The sequence below is a fragment of the Mesorhizobium sp. J8 genome, assembly GCF_016591715.1.
Taxonomy (GTDB): domain Bacteria; phylum Pseudomonadota; class Alphaproteobacteria; order Rhizobiales; family Rhizobiaceae; genus Mesorhizobium.
Map to the genome: position 1 here is coordinate 1,130,861 of NZ_AP024109.1, position 16,379 is coordinate 1,147,239.

At 65.3% G+C, this 16,379-nt stretch carries 13 protein-coding genes; 6 read left to right on the forward strand and 7 right to left on the reverse strand.

The genetic code is table 11. From position 1 onward, the window contains the following. Positions 1 to 73: 73 nt before the first annotated feature. Together MJ8_RS05260 and MJ8_RS05265 are read right to left on the reverse strand one after the other, a co-directional pair. The gene (locus MJ8_RS05260; protein ID WP_201413403.1) at positions 74 to 1,087 is read right to left on the reverse strand and encodes a substrate-binding domain-containing protein; all 1,014 of its coding nucleotides are present in this window, start codon (positions 1,085 to 1,087) and stop codon (positions 74 to 76) included. 43 nt (positions 1,088 to 1,130) lie between these two features. Then, complete coding sequence (locus MJ8_RS05265; protein WP_201413404.1) at positions 1,131 to 2,492, reverse strand: ROK family protein; 1,362 nt, start codon at positions 2,490 to 2,492, stop codon at positions 1,131 to 1,133. Between the two features lie 293 nt (positions 2,493 to 2,785). On the opposite strand from MJ8_RS05265, the gene MJ8_RS05270 reads away from it, so the two are divergent. The 6 genes from MJ8_RS05270 (at position 2,786) to MJ8_RS05295 (ending at position 8,859) form a co-directional block, all read left to right on the forward strand. Further along, entirely contained in the window at positions 2,786 to 3,613 is an 828-nt protein-coding gene (locus MJ8_RS05270; protein ID WP_225248135.1) for a sugar phosphate isomerase/epimerase family protein, read from the forward strand. 56 nt (positions 3,614 to 3,669) lie between these two features. Next, positions 3,670 to 4,773 carry a substrate-binding domain-containing protein gene (locus MJ8_RS05275; RefSeq protein WP_412177105.1) on the forward strand — a complete coding sequence of 368 codons (1,104 nt, stop codon included), beginning with the start codon at positions 3,670 to 3,672 and terminating at the stop codon, positions 4,771 to 4,773. 62 nt (positions 4,774 to 4,835) lie between these two features. Next, positions 4,836 to 6,005: a Gfo/Idh/MocA family protein gene (locus tag MJ8_RS05280; RefSeq protein WP_201413407.1), complete on the forward strand. Its 1,170-nt coding sequence runs from the start codon at positions 4,836 to 4,838 to the stop codon at positions 6,003 to 6,005. Further along, entirely contained in the window at positions 5,984 to 7,588 is a 1,605-nt protein-coding gene (locus MJ8_RS05285; RefSeq protein WP_318528205.1) for a sugar ABC transporter ATP-binding protein, read from the forward strand. Before MJ8_RS05280 ends, MJ8_RS05285 begins: the two co-directional genes overlap by 22 nt. Beyond that, the gene (locus MJ8_RS05290) at positions 7,578 to 8,546 is read left to right on the forward strand and encodes an ABC transporter permease (protein WP_201413409.1); all 969 of its coding nucleotides are present in this window, start codon (positions 7,578 to 7,580) and stop codon (positions 8,544 to 8,546) included. Before MJ8_RS05285 ends, MJ8_RS05290 begins: the two co-directional genes overlap by 11 nt. Position 8,547: 1 nt before the next feature. Beyond that, on the forward strand, positions 8,548 to 8,859 hold the full coding sequence (locus MJ8_RS05295) for a putative quinol monooxygenase (RefSeq protein ID WP_201413410.1): 312 nt from the start codon (positions 8,548 to 8,550) through the stop codon (positions 8,857 to 8,859). Positions 8,860 to 8,875: 16 nt separating this feature from the next. On the opposite strand, the gene MJ8_RS05300 is transcribed toward MJ8_RS05295, so the two are convergent. The 5 genes from MJ8_RS05300 to MJ8_RS05320 are packed head-to-tail and all read right to left on the reverse strand — an operon-like array spanning position 8,876 to position 16,285. Beyond that, on the reverse strand, positions 8,876 to 9,688 hold the full coding sequence (locus tag MJ8_RS05300; protein ID WP_201413411.1) for an NAD-dependent epimerase/dehydratase family protein: 813 nt from the start codon (positions 9,686 to 9,688) through the stop codon (positions 8,876 to 8,878). A 3-nt stretch (positions 9,689 to 9,691) separates the two neighbouring features. Next, positions 9,692 to 10,894 carry a pyridoxal phosphate-dependent aminotransferase gene (locus MJ8_RS05305; protein ID WP_201413412.1) on the reverse strand — a complete coding sequence of 401 codons (1,203 nt, stop codon included), beginning with the start codon at positions 10,892 to 10,894 and terminating at the stop codon, positions 9,692 to 9,694. Next, positions 10,891 to 12,525, reverse strand: coding sequence for a hydantoinase B/oxoprolinase family protein (locus MJ8_RS05310; protein ID WP_201413413.1), 1,635 nt, complete (start codon positions 12,523 to 12,525; stop codon positions 10,891 to 10,893). The genes MJ8_RS05305 and MJ8_RS05310 overlap by 4 nt, the downstream gene beginning before the upstream one ends. Next, positions 12,522 to 14,618 (reverse strand): hydantoinase/oxoprolinase family protein, encoded by a 2,097-nt coding sequence (locus tag MJ8_RS05315; RefSeq protein ID WP_201413414.1) that lies wholly within the window; start codon positions 14,616 to 14,618, stop codon positions 12,522 to 12,524. Before MJ8_RS05315 ends, MJ8_RS05310 begins: the two co-directional genes overlap by 4 nt. Beyond that, positions 14,615 to 16,285: a thiamine pyrophosphate-binding protein gene (locus MJ8_RS05320; protein ID WP_201413415.1), complete on the reverse strand. Its 1,671-nt coding sequence runs from the start codon at positions 16,283 to 16,285 to the stop codon at positions 14,615 to 14,617. The genes MJ8_RS05315 and MJ8_RS05320 overlap by 4 nt, the downstream gene beginning before the upstream one ends. Between the last annotated feature and the right edge of the window lie 94 nt (positions 16,286 to 16,379).

Here is a 16,379-nt window from a genome sequence, read left to right on the forward strand (position 1 = left end):
GTAATCGAGATCGTTCTGGAACGCAATGGTCAAAGCGAGACCATCGCCGCGAGCTAGTGCTCGCCTCTTGCCGTCAAGGCATGTTCCTTCGCGGCTTGCGGGCCCTGAGCAGGGCGGCAGGGGCCGGTGCGCGCCAGACGACCTGATAGGCCTCCACCACATTGCTGGCCGTAACACCAAGTCCAGGCAGGGCGATCCAGGGTGGCGGTTGCCGCTCGAGAAGACCGAGGATCGTCGCGATGCCGACCGCGACGCCCTGGTCGTAGGGCAACTGCGCGGCGATGCCCTTGATGAGGCCGCCGGCGGCAAGGTCCGCCGCCACGTCATTGCCAAGGTCGACGGTGGTGATCGGGATCGTCTTTCCCGCATCGCGGATCGCGGCGATGGCGCCAGCCGCCGGCACGTCCCAAACAGCGAACAGGCCGGCCAGATCTGGATTTCCCTGCAGCAGGCCGGCGGTCGCTGCCCTGGCCTGCGTCACATCGGCAAACTTGCCGCGCACCAGGGACAGGTCCGGCCGATGGGTGGCCATCCACTTGCGGAAAGCGATCTCGCGCTCGTGCGTGGCAAAGAAATCCACCCCATAGGCAAGAACGCCAACCGTGCCCCTTGGGGCCACGTGCGCCGCGAGCAGTTCCGCTCCAATCTGTCCGAGGCCGAAATTGTCGGTGGAAATGACGCTCACGTAATCCTTGCCCGGCAGCATGCCGGTCGGCGCATTGTCGAGCAGCAGGAGCTTCTTTCCCGCCGCCGCGATCGCGCGATGCGCATCGGCCGCCCTGGCGCTGCCGATCGGGATGGAAATGACGGCGTCCACCGGTTCGGTGGCGAGCCGTTGCAGTCCGGCGACCTGCCTTTCGACGTCGAAGGCGCAGTCGATGACTTCGACGACCGCCGCGCCGTAGCGGCCAAGCGTGGCGACAATGCCGGCGAGCTCCTCCTTGGCCCAGTCGCTCATCGTGGTGTGAAGTACGACGGCCACTGAAAACTTGCGTTTGCGCGCGGCATCGGCATCGGCGCCCGACAGCCCGACCTGATCGGCGGGAACCGCTCGTTCGCCATGCGGTCCTAGCCCGGTGATCGCCATTCCTCAATCCTCCCCAGGCGCCAGCGGCGCACCATCGCAGGTTCTACGCAAGCGAGCCGCCCGGCGGGCGCGGCTTGGCCGGGCGGGTAACGGTATCGAGCGCGGCGCGCGCGAGAAAATCCTTGAATTCCGGGTGCTCACGCGGCGAGCCGAGCGTGATCCAGCCCTGCAGGAACCTCGGATCGAACAGCGCCTCGGCCACCACCTGCGCGGCTCCCACCAGCCCGGCCGAGCCGCCCATTTGCGAGCGCAATATCCGCAGGTCGCGCGTCACCACGGGATGCGACTGGCGATAGACCGCCTCGCGCACTGCCGCCAATAGGATGTCTCCGGTCTCGGCAACCGGGCCGCCAAGCACGATCAGCGACGGGTTCAGCAGATTGGCGAGCGGCGCCAGCACTTCGCCAACGGCGCGGCCGCAACGGCCGAGCAGGTCGATGCAGAAAGGGTCGCCCAGTTGGGCACCATGGCCGGCATCGGTCACCGTGACTTCGCCGGTGCGCGCCAGAACACCGGCCAGATAGGCGCTGCGGCCGCTGTCAGCCGCCTGACGGGCCTCGCGTGTCAGCGCCTCGCTGCCGGCGATCGCTTCGAGATTTCCACCCTCCACGAAAGTGTGGCCGATCATGCCGGCGGCACCTTGCGCGCCACGGTGCAGCGAGCCTTCCGAGATGACGCCCGCGCTGATGGAGCGTCCGAGCTTGACGAAGATCATGTCCGTCAGCCCGATGCCGCTCCCGGATTTCAACTCGCCCATCGTCATGGTCTGGACGCCGCTTCGCACCCACACAGGCGCGCCGACAAGCGTGGCCAATTGTTCGACGAAAGGAAATCCATCCCAGTTCTGGAACGCGGTCAGCGGCGGCGCGAACAGGCGCTGGCCATCGGGCTTCTCGACGGCTCCGGGCACCGCGAGGCCGATGCCCCAGATGCCGCCTTCGCTGCCATGCTCCTCCAGCATCCAGGCGAACAGCGTCGCCAGCCGCTGCACCACAGGCTCGGGTCCCGCCGCCAGCTCGACGGCCTCGTGATGCTCGGCCAGCAAACGTCCGGTCAGATCCGAGACCCCGACCGCGAGCGAGGAATGGTCGAGCACGGCGGCAAGGATAATGCCCATGCGCGAGCGGAAGCGGACGTGACGGGGCGCGCGTCCGCCGACGGCGGGACCAAGTTCCCCTTCCTCGATCAGCCCAAGCTTGAGAAGGGTGGCGAGGCGGTCGGTGACGACGGCGCGCCCCATTTCCGACTGGGCTTCCAGTTCTTGGCGCGTCGTCGCCACTCCGCTTCGCACGAGGTTGAGCAGCAGGGCCAGGCTGCCATGCGCGGATTCGCTGGCGCGCGGCCGGCCGGCGGCGCGGCGTGGCACGGCTGCCTGTCCGTCGTTCGAGATGCTGCGTTCGTCCATGTCCTTGCCGGCGCCTCATCTGCCGCGGTGCTCGTCAGCCGTGGTCGCTCGCCATGGGTAACGTGGCCCCATTTACGGATCAAGTAGGAACTTATGTCGTTTATCAACAAAAGTGGACCGACTTTTGTATTTTAATAATTGACGAGCGCGGAAAAGAGCGCATAAGTATTGGGGGAGGCTAGGAGGAGGGCCGAGGTAAGCGGGCTTTGAGCGCACCACGCGCCGTCCGAATTTTCCTCCGGCCAGCAAAATCGCGCCGCCTTGCCGGTCGCGGCCGTATGGGAGGTTACCAGATGCCGGTCAAACTGGCCTATCATGCCAATTGCTGGGGTCCGCTTGGCGGCAATGCCGTTGGCGTCACCTCGATCACCCAGCTCACCTATCGCACTTTCGGCGACATGGAGCAGGCGATCCGTGAGATCGGCGCGGCCGGCTATGTCGGAACGGAGCTCTTCGACGGCAATCTCCTCGACTATGAGGGGCGCATCGGGGACTTGCGTGCCGTCTTGGATCAATCGGGTGTGGTTCTCGTCGCCGGCTATTCAGGCGCCAATTTCATCTTCGACGACATCCTCGGCGAGGAGCTCGTTCGCATCGAGCGCGCCGCGGCGGTGGCGGCGGAGCTTGGGGCCGAGCATCTGGTGGTCGGCGGCGGCGCCAAGCGCGCCAATGGCCGGCAAGCTGACGATTTCAAGCGCCTCGGCGCGGCGCTCGACAAGGTCATCGATATCGGAGCCAAGACGGGCCTGCGCGCGCACTACCACCCGCATCTGTCGACCATCGTGGAAGGCCCCGAAGAGGTGCGCGAGATCTTCAGGCACACGGCGATCGACTTCTGTCCGGACACCGCGCACCTAGCGGCGGCCGGCGGCGATCCGGCAGCGCAGATCCGCGAATTCAAGGATCGCATCAGCTACGTGCACCTGAAAGGCTGGCAGCGCGATCCCTTCGCCTTCACGCCGCTCGATCGCGGCGACGTCGACATGGCGCCGATCGTCGAGGCGCTTAAGGACATCGGTTTTTCCGGTTGGATCACCACCGAACTCGATGCCTGGGCGGATCCGAGGCAAGGAGCAGTACTGAGCATGGACTACCTCAACAAGGCCATGGGGCCACGTTAAGCAATCGGGCCTCGCGCCCGTCATCAGGGAGGAACCTAATGACACGTTTCAGGACAATGACCGCGGTCTTCACGACGGCGTTGCTGGCGACCAGTCTCTATGCCGCCGCGCCCGCCTTCGCCGACCCGGATTCGGCGCTGGCGGAGCTGCAGAAGACGGTGCTTTCGAAGGGTCCGAACGGCGAGACGCCGGCACCGGCAGCCTCCGTCACGCTGACGGACGAGGAACTGGCGAAGATCAAGGACATGAAGGCAACCGCCGCAATCGTCATGCATTATGGCGGCAACGACTGGTCGAGGGCGCAGATCGCAGGGCTCAAGGACCAGTTCGGCAAGATGGGCATCGAGGTGATCGCTACCACCGATGCCGGCTTCAAGCCGGAAAAGCAGGTCGCCGACCTCGAGACGGTGATGGCGCAGAACCCCAAGATCATCGTGTCGATCCCGACCGATCCGTCAGCCACGGCATCGGCCTACAAGGCTGCCGCCGACAAGGGTGCCAAGCTGGTGTTCATGGACAACGTTCCGGCGGGCTTCGCCGCCGGCAAGGACTACGTCTCCGTGGTCTCGGCCGACAATTACGGCAACGGTGTCGCGGCCGCGCATCTGATGGCCAAGGCGCTGGGCGGCAAGGGCGAGATCGGCCTCGTCTTCCACGCCGCCGATTTCTTCGTCACCAGGCAGCGCTATGACGGCTTCAAGAAGACGATCGCCGACAACTATCCCGATATCAAGATCGTCGCCGAGCAGGGTATCGGCGGGCCGGACTTCACCGGCGACGCCGAGAAGGCGGCGTCCGCGATCCTCACCTCGCACCCGACCATCAACGGCATCTGGGCAGTGTGGGACGTGCCGGCCGAAGGCGTGATCTCGGCGGCGCGCACCGCCGGCCGCGACGACCTCGTGATCACCACTTGCGATCTCGGCGAGAATGTCGCCATCAACATGGCAAGCGGCGGCTTCGTGAAGGGGCTGGGCGCCCAGCGTCCGTTCGACCAGGGCGTCACCGAGGCCAAGCTCGCCGGCTATGGCCTGCTCGGCAAGGAGGCGCCGGCTTTCGTCGCCCTGCCGGCGCTGCCGGTCACCAAGGACACGCTGCTGGAAGGCTGGAAGGCCGTCTATCACGCCGAGGCCACCGACAAGATCAAGGGCAGCATGTAGCGGCCCCGCGGCCGGCGTGCTCCCCGCCGGCCGCTCCTTCTCAGCTCAATCTGGAGGTTTTCATGACCCGAACGCTCAACGTGGCGATGATCGGCGGCGGTTTCATGGGCAAGGCCCATGCAATGGCCTATGCGGCTATGCCGATGTTCTTCTGGCCGGCGCCCGCCATTCCCGTGCGCAAGGTCGTGGTCGACGTCACCGATGCCTTGGCCGACGAAGGCCGCCGCCGCTACGGTTTCGAGGAATCGTCCGCCGACTGGCGCGCGGTGGTGAAGCGGCCGGACATCGACGTCGTCGACATCGTCACACCGAACGACAGCCATGCCGCAATCGCCATCGCCGCAGCGGAAGCCGGCAAGCACATCATCTGCGAAAAGCCGCTGGCGCGCGGCGGCGACGAGGCGAAGACCATGCTCGACGCGGTGAAGAAGGCAGGCATCATTCACATGGTCGCCTTCAACTATCGCCGCACCCCTGCGGTGGCGCTGGCCCGCCAATACATAGAGGAGGGCCGCATCGGCAGGATTCTCAACTTCCGCGGCACCTATCTCCAGGATTGGTCGGCGGATCCGGATTCCCCGCTCTCCTGGCGCTTCCAGAAGAAGATCGCCGGCTCCGGCTCGATCGGCGACATCGGCACGCATGTTGTCGATCTTGCCCGCTACCTTGTCGGCGAGATCGCAGAGGTCAGCGCGCTGGTGCGCACCTACAACAAGACGCGTCCGGTCCAGAGCGGCAATCTTGATAGGCTCGGCGCCGCTGAGAGGAACACCGGCGCGCAACGGGCCGAGGTCGATGTCGACGATGAGGTGGTGACGCTGCTCAAATTCGCCGGCGGCACCATCGGCTCGCTCGAGGCGACCCGCAATGCCTATGGCCGCAACAATTTCATCACTTTCGAGATCCACGGCACCAAGGGCTCCATTGCCTTCAACTACGAACGGCGCGACGAATTGCAGGTCATGTTCGCCGATGATCCTGCCGACGCGCGCGGGTTCAGGACTGTCTATTCCGGTCCGGCGCATCCCTATGGTTCGGGCCTGTGGCCAATCCCGGCGCTTGGCATCGGTTATTCCGAGACCAAGATCGTCGAGTGCTTCGACTTCTTCTCGGCCATCGCGTCAGGCAAGCAGCCGTCGCCGAATTTCGAAGACGGCTACAAGACGGAGCGGGTCGCCGACGCATTGATCGAATCCGGCGAGAGCGGCCAGTGGGTCAAGGTCCGGCCATGATCGAGGGGACGCCCGTTCATGCGGTGGAGATGAAGGGCGTCAGCAAATCCTTCGGCGGCGTCAAGGCGCTCGTAGATGTCGACCTGCAGGTGGAGAAGGGTGAGATCCATGCCCTGCTTGGCGGCAATGGCGCCGGCAAGTCGACCATCCTCAAAGTGCTGAACGGCGTGCATGCCCCCGACAGCGGCACCATCCTTGTCGACGGCAAGCCGCTCGGCGAAGCCTCGCCCGAGGCTTCGCGCCGGGCGGGCATCGCCATGATCTTCCAGGAGATGAGCCTGATCCCGACATTGACCGTGGCGCAGAACGTGTTTCTCACCCGCGAAGCCAAGGGCGCGTTCGGCCTGATCGACGATCGCGCCGCCGAGCGGCGTGCCCGGGATCTGTTCGCCATGCTCGAGGTCGAGGTCGATCCGAAGGCGATCGTCGGCGATCTCGGCGCCGGCCAGCGGCAATTGACCGAGATCGTCAAGGCGATCTCGCAGAACGCGAAGGTGCTGGTTCTGGACGAGCCATCGACGGCGCTGGCCGTGTCCGATGTCGAGCGGCTGTTCGCCTTCCTGCGCAAGCTGAGGTCGGATGGCGTGGCCATCATCTATGTCTCGCACCGCATGGACGAGATCGCCCGCATCGCGGACCGCGCCACCATCCTGCGCGACGGCCGCCATGTCGTCACCGCGCCGCTATCCGACCTGCCGGTCGAAACGATGATCGAACACATTGTCGGCAAACGCTCACGCGGCTTGTCGGATGTGGCCCGCGGCGGATCGCGCATAGGAAAGCCGTTGCTGGAGTTCGACAACGTGTCGGGCGTGACGAAGCCGAGGAATGCCAGTTTCGTCGTCCGCAGCGGCGAGGTGGTGGGCCTTGCCGGACTGCTCGGCTCCGGCCGCTCTGCGATCGCGCGGGTCATTGCCGGCATCGAGCCGATCATCGAAGGAGAAATGCGCATCGCCGGCAAGCCGGTGGTGATCACCAGCCCGAGCGATGCCATCGAGGCCGGCATCGCGCTGGTGCCCGAGGACCGGTTGCGGCAAGGCGTCATTGCCGAGCATTCGGTCGCCTCCAACATTGCGCTTGCCTCGCTCGACCGATTGAGCCGCAACGGTTTCGTGTCGAACAGCAAGTTGCGCGAGCAGTCCGACAGCCAGATTGAAAGGCTGCGGATCAAGACCGCTTCGCGCGACAGTGCGGTGCGCACGCTGTCGGGCGGCAATCAGCAGAAGGTCGTCATCGGCAAATGGCTTTCGACCGAGCCGGATATCCTTGTCCTCGACGAGCCAACCTCCGGCATCGACATCGGTTCGAAGTCGGAAATCATCATGCTGGTGCGCGAACTCGCCAAGATCGGCAAGGCCATCGTCATGATCTCGTCCGAACTGTCGGAGATGTTGACCGCTTGCGACCGCATACTCGTCATCGCGGACGGGCGCGTCATGGACGATATAGACCGCGGCGAACTCGACGATCCGTGGGCGCCGAAGGATGATCCGGTCGCGCAGCTGCAGGCGGCGGAGCGCAAGCTGCAGATCGTCATCCAGAAAGCGCTGAACAAAAGTGAGGGAGAAACACATGTCCACTGACCGGGACACCGCCCCTTCGCTGCCCGTAAGGCTCGGTCTCTCCAACTGGCGGCAGAACATCATCTATATCGGCTTCGTCGTGATCTTCATCGTGTTCGCGATCACGCTGTTCGACAAGGGCTTCCTCAATCCCAACAACCTGCTCAACATCGTGCGCCAGACGGCGATGATCGCGGTGATGGCGATTGCCATGACCTATGTGCTGTCGGCTGGAGAGATCGACCTCTCCGTCGGGGCGGTGGCGGGGCTGGCTTCGGTGACCACGGCCATGGCGATCGACGCCGGTGGACCGGTGACCGGCATCGTTGCAGGCCTCGCCACCGGCGCTGTCGTCGGTACCTTCAACGGGCTCCTGACGACTCGCATCGGCATCCCATCCTTCCTCACCACGCTGGCGATGATGGGGATTGCCACCGGTACCGCGATGTGGATGAGCGATACGGCCGCCGTGCCGATCATATCGAAGAGCTATTCATGGATTTTTGGCGGCGGCAATATCGGGCCGGCGCCTGTCCTGCTGATCTGGATGCTGGTGCTGGGCGCCATCGGTCACATCGTGCTGAGGCGAACGAGCTTCGGCCGGCGTGTGCTGGCCACCGGCGGCGGCGAGGTCGCCGCGCGCTATTCAGGCATCGACACCAGGTCGATCAAGTTCCGCGTCCTCATCATCTCCGCCATGGCGGCGGCTCTCGCCGGCATGCTTTATGCCGGGCGGCTGCAATCCGGTCGCTTCCAGCTCGGCCAGGGCGACGAACTGTCGGTCATCGCCGCGGCGGTGCTTGGCGGCACCAGCCTGTTCGGCGGGTCCGGCACGGTGATCGGAACAATCGTCGGCGCGCTGATGATCGGGCTTATCAACAACGGCTTGATCCTGATGGGTCTGGAGTTCAGCCAGCAACTGATCGCGCGCGGCGCCATCATCATCCTCGCCGTCGCGCTCAGCCAGGGAAGGAAATGACATGGCGGTTCCCTACACGGTGATCGGCACTGTCGTCGCCAGGCCGGAAACCCGCGAGGAATTGCAGGCGATCCTATCGGGCTTCGTCGAGCCGACCCGGGCCGAGGAGGGCTGCATCAACTACGATCTCCATGTCGATCCGGCCGACCCTTGCGTGTTCATGTTCTATGAGAACTGGCGTTCGAAGGACGATCTCGACCGCCATCTGGCGATGCCGCATCTGAAGCCGCTGTTCGGCCGCCTCGACGATCTGGTCGCACGTCCGGTCGACGTCCGTCGTTTCGTGATGTTGAGCCGGATGGCGACGACGTGAAGCGACGCCGGCTACGTCACGTCGGCTTGTCGTCAGGGTGGCCAAGCTCGCAGAACCAGCCACCGAGATATTTCACCGAGGGTTTGTTCGGATCCGGAACAGGCGTTTTCGCTTCGACGGCCGCGCGGAAAGGTTCGGCGCTGTCCTGCGGGACGAAGCCGAGATGATCGGCGCCGCTGTTGTCGACCATCTTCAGCTTGTTGTTGGAAATGCCGAAGGAGATCGTGTGGCCGACACGCGGCGCGGTCAGCGATGCCTCGACCAGCCGCACGCAGTCGGCGAAGGAGAGGTATGACCACAGCATGCGCCGATCGGCCGGCTCGGGAAAGGACGAGAAGATGCGCAGGCACACGGTCTCGATGCCGAACTTGTCCCAATAGAGCCGACTGAGGCTTTCGACGAAATTCTTCGACACGCCATAGAGGCTGTCGGGGCGCACCGGCGCGTCGACGCCGATATGCGCCTCGATCTCGTGATAGCCGATGGCGTGGACCGAGGAGGCGTAGATGACGCGCTTCACCCCATGTTTCCGGGCGCCTTCGTAGATGTGGTAGGAGCCGCGGATGCTGGAATCGAGGATGGTCTGCCACGCGCATTCGAGCGGCGCGCCGCCGAAGTGCACGATCGCGTCGCAGTCCTTGGTCGCCGCGATCGTCGCCTCCATGTCGGCGAGATCGAACACCGCTTCTTCTTCGTGCGGCGCGAGATCGCCGAACGGCTCACGCCCCGCCAGGCGGATCGTCTTGGCCAGCGGCACCAGTCCCTTGCGCAACTGCGAGCCGAGCCGGCCGGCGGCGCCGGTGATCAGAATACGTTCGTAATGCGGCATTCTCTACTCCACTTGCGCGACGGCGCCGTTGATGCGCGCGATCGCTTCGGTCAGCACCTCTTCGCTGGTTGCGGTCGAGATGCGGAAATAGGGTGACAGTCCATAGGCGACGCCGGGCACCGACGCCACCCTCCCTTCGTTGAGAAGATAGTTCGCTACGGCCGCGTCGTCCTCCAGAACGACGCCCTTGGCCGTCTTGCGGCCGATCAGGCTGGCGCAGCCGATATAGGCGTAGAAGGCACCCTCCGGTGGCGACAGCGTCAGTCCGTTGATCTTGCTGATGCCGTCGACGACCAGGTCGCGGCGCCTCTCGAAAGCCTGGCGAAAACGCGCGACCTCGCCCTGCGGGCCGTTGAGCGCGGCGACGGTCGCCGCCTGCGCGATCGAGCACACGGATGTGCAGGACTGGCTCTGGATCGTCGACATCGCCTTGAGAAGCGGCACCGGTCCGGCCGCATAGCCGACACGCCACCCGGTCATGGCATAGGATTTCGAGACGCCGTTGACGATCAGCGTGCGGTCCCTGAGCTCGGGGCAGGCCTTGCCGAAGGAGACGAACTTGCGCCCGTCGAAGAGGATGTGCTCGTAGATCTCGTCGGAGAGGATCAACACCTGCGGATGCTTGGCCAGCACAGTGCCCAGCGCCTTGAGATCGGACTCGGAATAGACCGCGCCGGACGGGTTCCCCGGCATGTTGAGGAAGAGCCACTTCGTCCTCGGCGTGATCGCCTTTTGGAGCAGCTCCGGCGTCAGCCGGAACCCGCTGGTTTCCGGGCATTCTACGACGACCGGCGTGCCGCCGAGCAGCTTCACCATTTCGGGGTAGGAGACGAAATAGGGCGCCGGCAGGATCGCCTCGTCGCCGATTTCCAGCGTCGCCATCAACGCGTTGAAGATGATCTGCTTGGCGCCGTTGGCCACCACGATGTCGTCGGCCGTGTAGTCCAGCCCGTTCTCGCGGCGGAATTTTCCGGCCACCGCTTCGCGCACTTCGGCCGTGCCGGCTGCGGCGGTGTAGAGCGTCTGGCCGGCCTTCGCGGCGAAATGGGCGGCGTCGATGATGTGGAGCGGCGTCGGAAAATCGGGCTCGCCCAATCCGAGGTCGATCACGTCGACGCCCTTGGCGCGCAGCGCCTTGGCGGCCTGCGAGGCCGCCATCGAGGCCGAGGGCTTCACCGCCGACAGGCGCGAGGCAACATAGCTCATCGGTCGTTCTCCGTGACGTATCCCTTGGATCGGTCGTTGGCACGCGCGGCGGCGCTGCGCCTGGCCGGATCGCCATAGCCGCCGCCGCCCGGCAGTTCGAGGATCAGCCGGCGCCCCGCAGGCACATGCTGCCAGCCCTTGGGGCGCATCCTCGTGCCGTCGTCGAGCCTGACGACGCCGGCGACGCCGGGCTTGCCGCCATCGCGCCCATGCGCCGGATGGTTGACGCGGTCGAACATGGCCGAGAAATCGAACTCGTGGCCTTCGGTCGCCTCGATCTCGATGATCTGTCCAAGGCCGCCGCGGAATTCGCCGTCGCCGCCGGAATTGGGCCGCAGCTCCTTGCGCCAGATGACGATCGGGCCGGTGTGCTCGGTCGCCTCGATCGGCATCGTGTGCACGCCCGACGGGAAGGCCGTCGCCGAGAGGCCGTCGAGCTCGGGGCGGGCGCCCATGCCGCCGGAGTTGAACATCAGCACTTCCGCTCGGCGGCCAGACGCGCCGGCAACGGGCCGCGCCGAGATATGGATGTTCCACAGCGCGCCGGCGCCTTCGGCAAGGATTTTTCCGGGCAGCGCCTTGGCGAAGGCGCCGAGCACCAGGTCGGGAACCATGTGGCCGAAGATGTGTCTGAGCGCCACCGGCGCCGGTCGCACGGCGTTGAGGATGTTGACCGGTGATGTCACGGTGAAGAAGGCAAGCGATGCCGCGTTGTTCGGGATGTCGGGCGCCACCATGCATTTCAGCGCGTAGCAGGCATAGGCCTTGCTGTAGATGATCGGGCAATTGATGCCCCAGCGGCTCATCGGGTCGGTGCCGGTGAAATCGACCTCGACATGATCGTCGCAAACCGAAACTGTCGCTGCAAGTTTCACGGGCTCGTCGTAGCCGTCGGTCACCAGCTCGTTCGACCAGCTTCCCTTGGGCAGCGCCTCGATGCGCTCGAGCATGGCGTCGCGGGTGCGCGAGAAGATGAAATCGCCGAGCCCGTCGAGCGAGGCGAGGCCGATCTCCTTCATCATGTCGATGAGGCGGCGATGGCCGACCTCGTTGCAGGCCGCAAGCGAATAGAAATCGCCGATCACCTGGTTGGGCTCGCGGACATTGGCACGCAGGATGCGAACGAGATCGAGATTGACCTTGCCCTTTTCCGCGAACTTCATGATCGGGATCTGGATGCCTTCCTCATAGACCGACTTGCCGTCCGCGCCGAAGCCGCGGCCGCCGACATCGACGACATGCGCCGTGCAGGCGAAGAAGGCGACAAGCTCGCCGTTCAGGAAGGACGGCGACACCATGGTGATGTCGTGCAGGTGACCGGTGCCGAGCCACGGATCGTTGGTGACATAGGTGTCGCCCTCGAACATCTGCTCGCGCGGGATCGCGTTCATGAAATGCAGAACGGCCTCGGCCATGGTGTTGACGTGGCCGGGCGTGCCGGTGACCGCCTGCGCCAGCATCTGGCCGCGTGGGTCGAACACGCCCGCCGACAGGTCGCCGGACTCGCGCACCGAGGTCGAGAAGGCGGTGCGCAGCAAGGTCAGCGCCTGCTCCTCGACCACCGAGATCAACCGGTTCCACATGACCTGCATGCGGATTTCGCCGATGCTGTTCTTACCTGGGTCACTCATGCCTGGCTGCCTTTGCGGGTCAGAAGGATCGCGCCGTCGCTCTGGATGACGGCATCGAAGCTGGTGGTGACGACCGTCGATGTCTCGCGCTCGACGATGACGGCAGGTCCCGCGATGCGATCGCCCGTGCAGAGCGTATCGCGCTCGACGATGCCATAGCTGCGCGGCGCGCCGCTGACCGGATCGAACACCTCGCGGGTCGTTGTCGGCTTGCTGGTCTTCTTGCCGGTGGTGAGCTCGTGCCGTTCGACGGCGGGCCGCACATCGGTCGCCTTGACCGACCAGGTGACGATTTCGATCTCGAGCCCGTCGAGCCCGTCGATGGCGCGGCCGAAGAAGCGCTGATAACTGGTCTCGAACAGATCCTTGAGCTTGGCGACGGCATCGTCGCCGAACGGCTCGTCCGCCAGCGGCACGGGGATTTCCCAGCCCTGGCCGGCATAGCGCATGAAGGCGGTGATCTCGCAGACGATCCGGCCGCTGGAGCCGGTCCGCACAAAGCCTTCGGCGGAGGCCTTGAGATCGGCGAGCAGCGCGTTGACCTCGGCCGGCTTGAATCGCGACAGGCGCGTCAGCTTAGAGGCCAGCGCCTCGTAGCCGAACGGCGCCTTGAGGAAGCCGATCGCCGAGCCTACGCCCGCGCCGCGCGGCACGATGCACTGGTCGATGCCGAGCTTTTCGCAGAGCCTTGCCGCGTGGAGCGGAGCGGCGCCGCCGAAGGCGATCATCAGATTGTCGGAGATGTTCTTGCCGTTCTCGACGGCGTGAACGCGAGCGGCATTCGCCATGTTCTCGTCCACCACCTCGCAGATGCCGAAGGCCGTCGAGAGAGCGTTGAGCGACAGGCGTTCGCCGACATCGCGCAGGATCGCTTGTTCCGACGCGGCTGTATCGAGCTTGATCGCGCCGCCGGCGAAATTGTCGGGGTCGAGCTTGCCCAGCACCAGGTCGGCGTCGGTGATCGCCGGGCGTCTGCCGCCGCGGCCGTAGCAGGCCGGGCCGGGTTCCGAGCCCGCGCTTTCCGGCCCGGTCTGGATCCGGCCCATGGCGTCGACCCAGGCGATGGAGCCGCCGCCGGCGCCGATCTCGATCATCTCGATGACGGGGATGGAGATCGGCATGCCCGACCCTTTCGAGAAGCGATAGGTGCGCGCCACCTCGAAGGTCCGCGCCGTGCGCGGCGCAAAATCCTCGATCAGGCAGATTTTTGCGGTGGTGCCGCCCATATCGTAGGAGACGACCTTTTCCAGGCCGAAGCGCCGGGCGATGTCGGCGGCGAAGATGGCACCGCCGGCGGGGCCGGATTCGACCAGCCGCACCGGGAATTCCGAAGCGGTCTCCACCGAGATCAGGCCGCCGCCGGAATGGATCATGAAGACCGGGCATTCGGCCCCTATGTCCTTCAGCCGTGTCTGCAAGCGCGCGAGGTAGTCGGCCATCTGCGGCCGCACATAGGCGTTGGCTGCGACCGTGTTGAAGCGCTCGAACTCGCGCATCTGCGGCGAGACTTCGGCGCTGATCGAAATCGGGATGCTGAGCTTGCGAGCAAGGATTTCACGGGCGCGGCGCTCGTGGTCGGGATTGGCGTAGGCATGGATGAAGCCGACCGCCACCGAGCCGAAACTGCCGGCAGCGATGCGATCGGCGATTTCCTCCAGGGCTGCTTCGTCGAGCGGCTGCAGTTCCTGGCCTTCGGCGCCGATGCGGCCTTTGACGGTAAAACGGTCCTCGCGCGGGATCAGCGGCGTGGGCAGTTGCAGGTTGAGATCGTATTGCTCGAAGCGGTTTTCCGTCCGCATCTCGATCACATCGCGAAAACCTTCGGTCGTAACCAGCGCCGTCCTGGCGCCGCGGCGTTCGATCAGCGCATTGGTGGCGAGCGTCGTGCCGTGGATGATGATGCCGATATCGGCGGCCGAAATGCCGGCATCGCGAATGACCACGTCGATGCCGTCGAGGATCGCCTGTTCGGGCGCGGAATAATTGGTCAGCACCTTGGTCGAGAACATCTCTCCCCTGACATCGAGGGCGATGTCGGTGAAGGTGCCGCCGATGTCGGCGCCAAGGCGGATATCGTCTGATCTGGAAGTCATGCCTTGGCCTTCTGGGAAGCGAGCGCGGCGTCGCGCATCTGGGAGAGGGTTTGGCGCGGCGTCAGCGCTTCAGGCGAGATGGCGATGTCGAGGACGGCGCCGGTCGCGGATTTCAGCGCCCGCTCGAATGCCGCGGCGAAATCCTGTGTCGCCTCGACACGCTCGGCGTGGAAGCCGTAAGCCTTGGCCAGCGCCACGAAGTCGGGGTTCTCCAGCGAGGTGCCGGAGACGCGGGCCGGATAGTTGCGCTCCTGATGCGCGCGGATGGTGCCATAGATGCCGTTGTTGATGATCAGCACGATCGGCTGCGCCCCCGCCTGCATGGCGGTACCGAGTTCCTGGCAATTCATCTGGAAGTCGCCGTCGCCGGCAAAGCAGACGACCGTGCGCTGCGGATACGCAACCTTGGCGGCAATCGCCGCCGGCAGGCCGTAACCCATGGCGCCGGACTGCGGCGCAAGCAGCCGCGCCTTAGGCCCGAACTTGAAGAACTTGTTCGGCCATACCGTGAAATTGCCGGCGCCGTTGGTGAGGATGACGTCGGCCGGCAAGGCCTCGCGCAGCCAGGCGCTGACCGCCACCATGTCGACCGGGCCGGGCTGCACAGGTGCCACGAACGTGCCTTCATAGGCCTTGCGCGCCGCGGCGCGCCACTCGACCCAACCACCCTTCACCGGCGTCAGCGCCTTGGCGAAGGCATTCGGGCCGGCATGGATGCCGATCGCCGGCACATAGATCTTGCCGATCTCGCGGTCGGAGCCGTGTACATGGATCAGCTTCTGGCGCGGCACGGGCACGGAGAGCAGCGTGTAACCGTCGGTCGTCATCTCGCCGAAGCGGACATTGACGGCGAGGATCACGTCCGCATCGCGGATCAGGCTCTTGACATGCGGCACCATGCCGACGCCGGCTTCGCCGACGAAGACCGGCGAATGGTTGTCGAACTGGTCCTGGTAGCGGAAGGCGGCAACGGCCGGGATGTCGGAAGCTTCGGCGAAAGCCTGGAGCGCGGCGCGTCCATCCGCGGTCCAGTTGGCGCCGCCCATGAGCAGCACCGGCCTCTCCGCCGAGGCGAGCATATCGAGCGCCGACGCGATGGCGTCCTGCGAGGGAGCGGCTTCGAAGATCGAAGCAGGACCGTTGAGCGGCGCGGCTTCGGTCGCTGTGGTCAGCATGTCTTCCGGCAGCGCGACCACGACGGGGCCGGGCCTTCCAGTCAAGGCCGTCGTCCAGGCCCGCGCCACGATCTCCGGGAGGCGCGCGACATCGTCGATCTCGACCGCCCATTTTGCGACCGTTCCATACACTGCCCGGTAATCGATCTCCTGGAAGGCTTCCCGGCCCTTCATGTCGGTGCCGACCTGGCCGACGAACAGGATCATCGGCGAACTGTCCTGCATGGCCGTATGGACGCCGATGCTGGCATTGGTCACGCCCGGACCGCGGGTGACGAAGCAGATGCCCGGCGATCCGGTCAGCTTGCCGTAGGCCGAGGCCATGAAGGCCGCGCCGCCTTCATTGCGGCAAAGCACATAGTCCAGCTTGCCCTTGGTATCGTGCAGCGCGTCGAGGACGGCGAGATAGCTTTCGCCGGGAACGCCGAAGCTCTTGGTCGCGCCCAAGGCGATCAGGCACTCCACAAGAAGGTGACCGCCATTGCGGACCATGCTTCGACATCCTCTCAAGCCGGCAAGCGGACCAAGCCTGCCTTTCGGATTCATACCTGCACCGCGGCCGGCCGACGCGAAATCAAGAAATGCG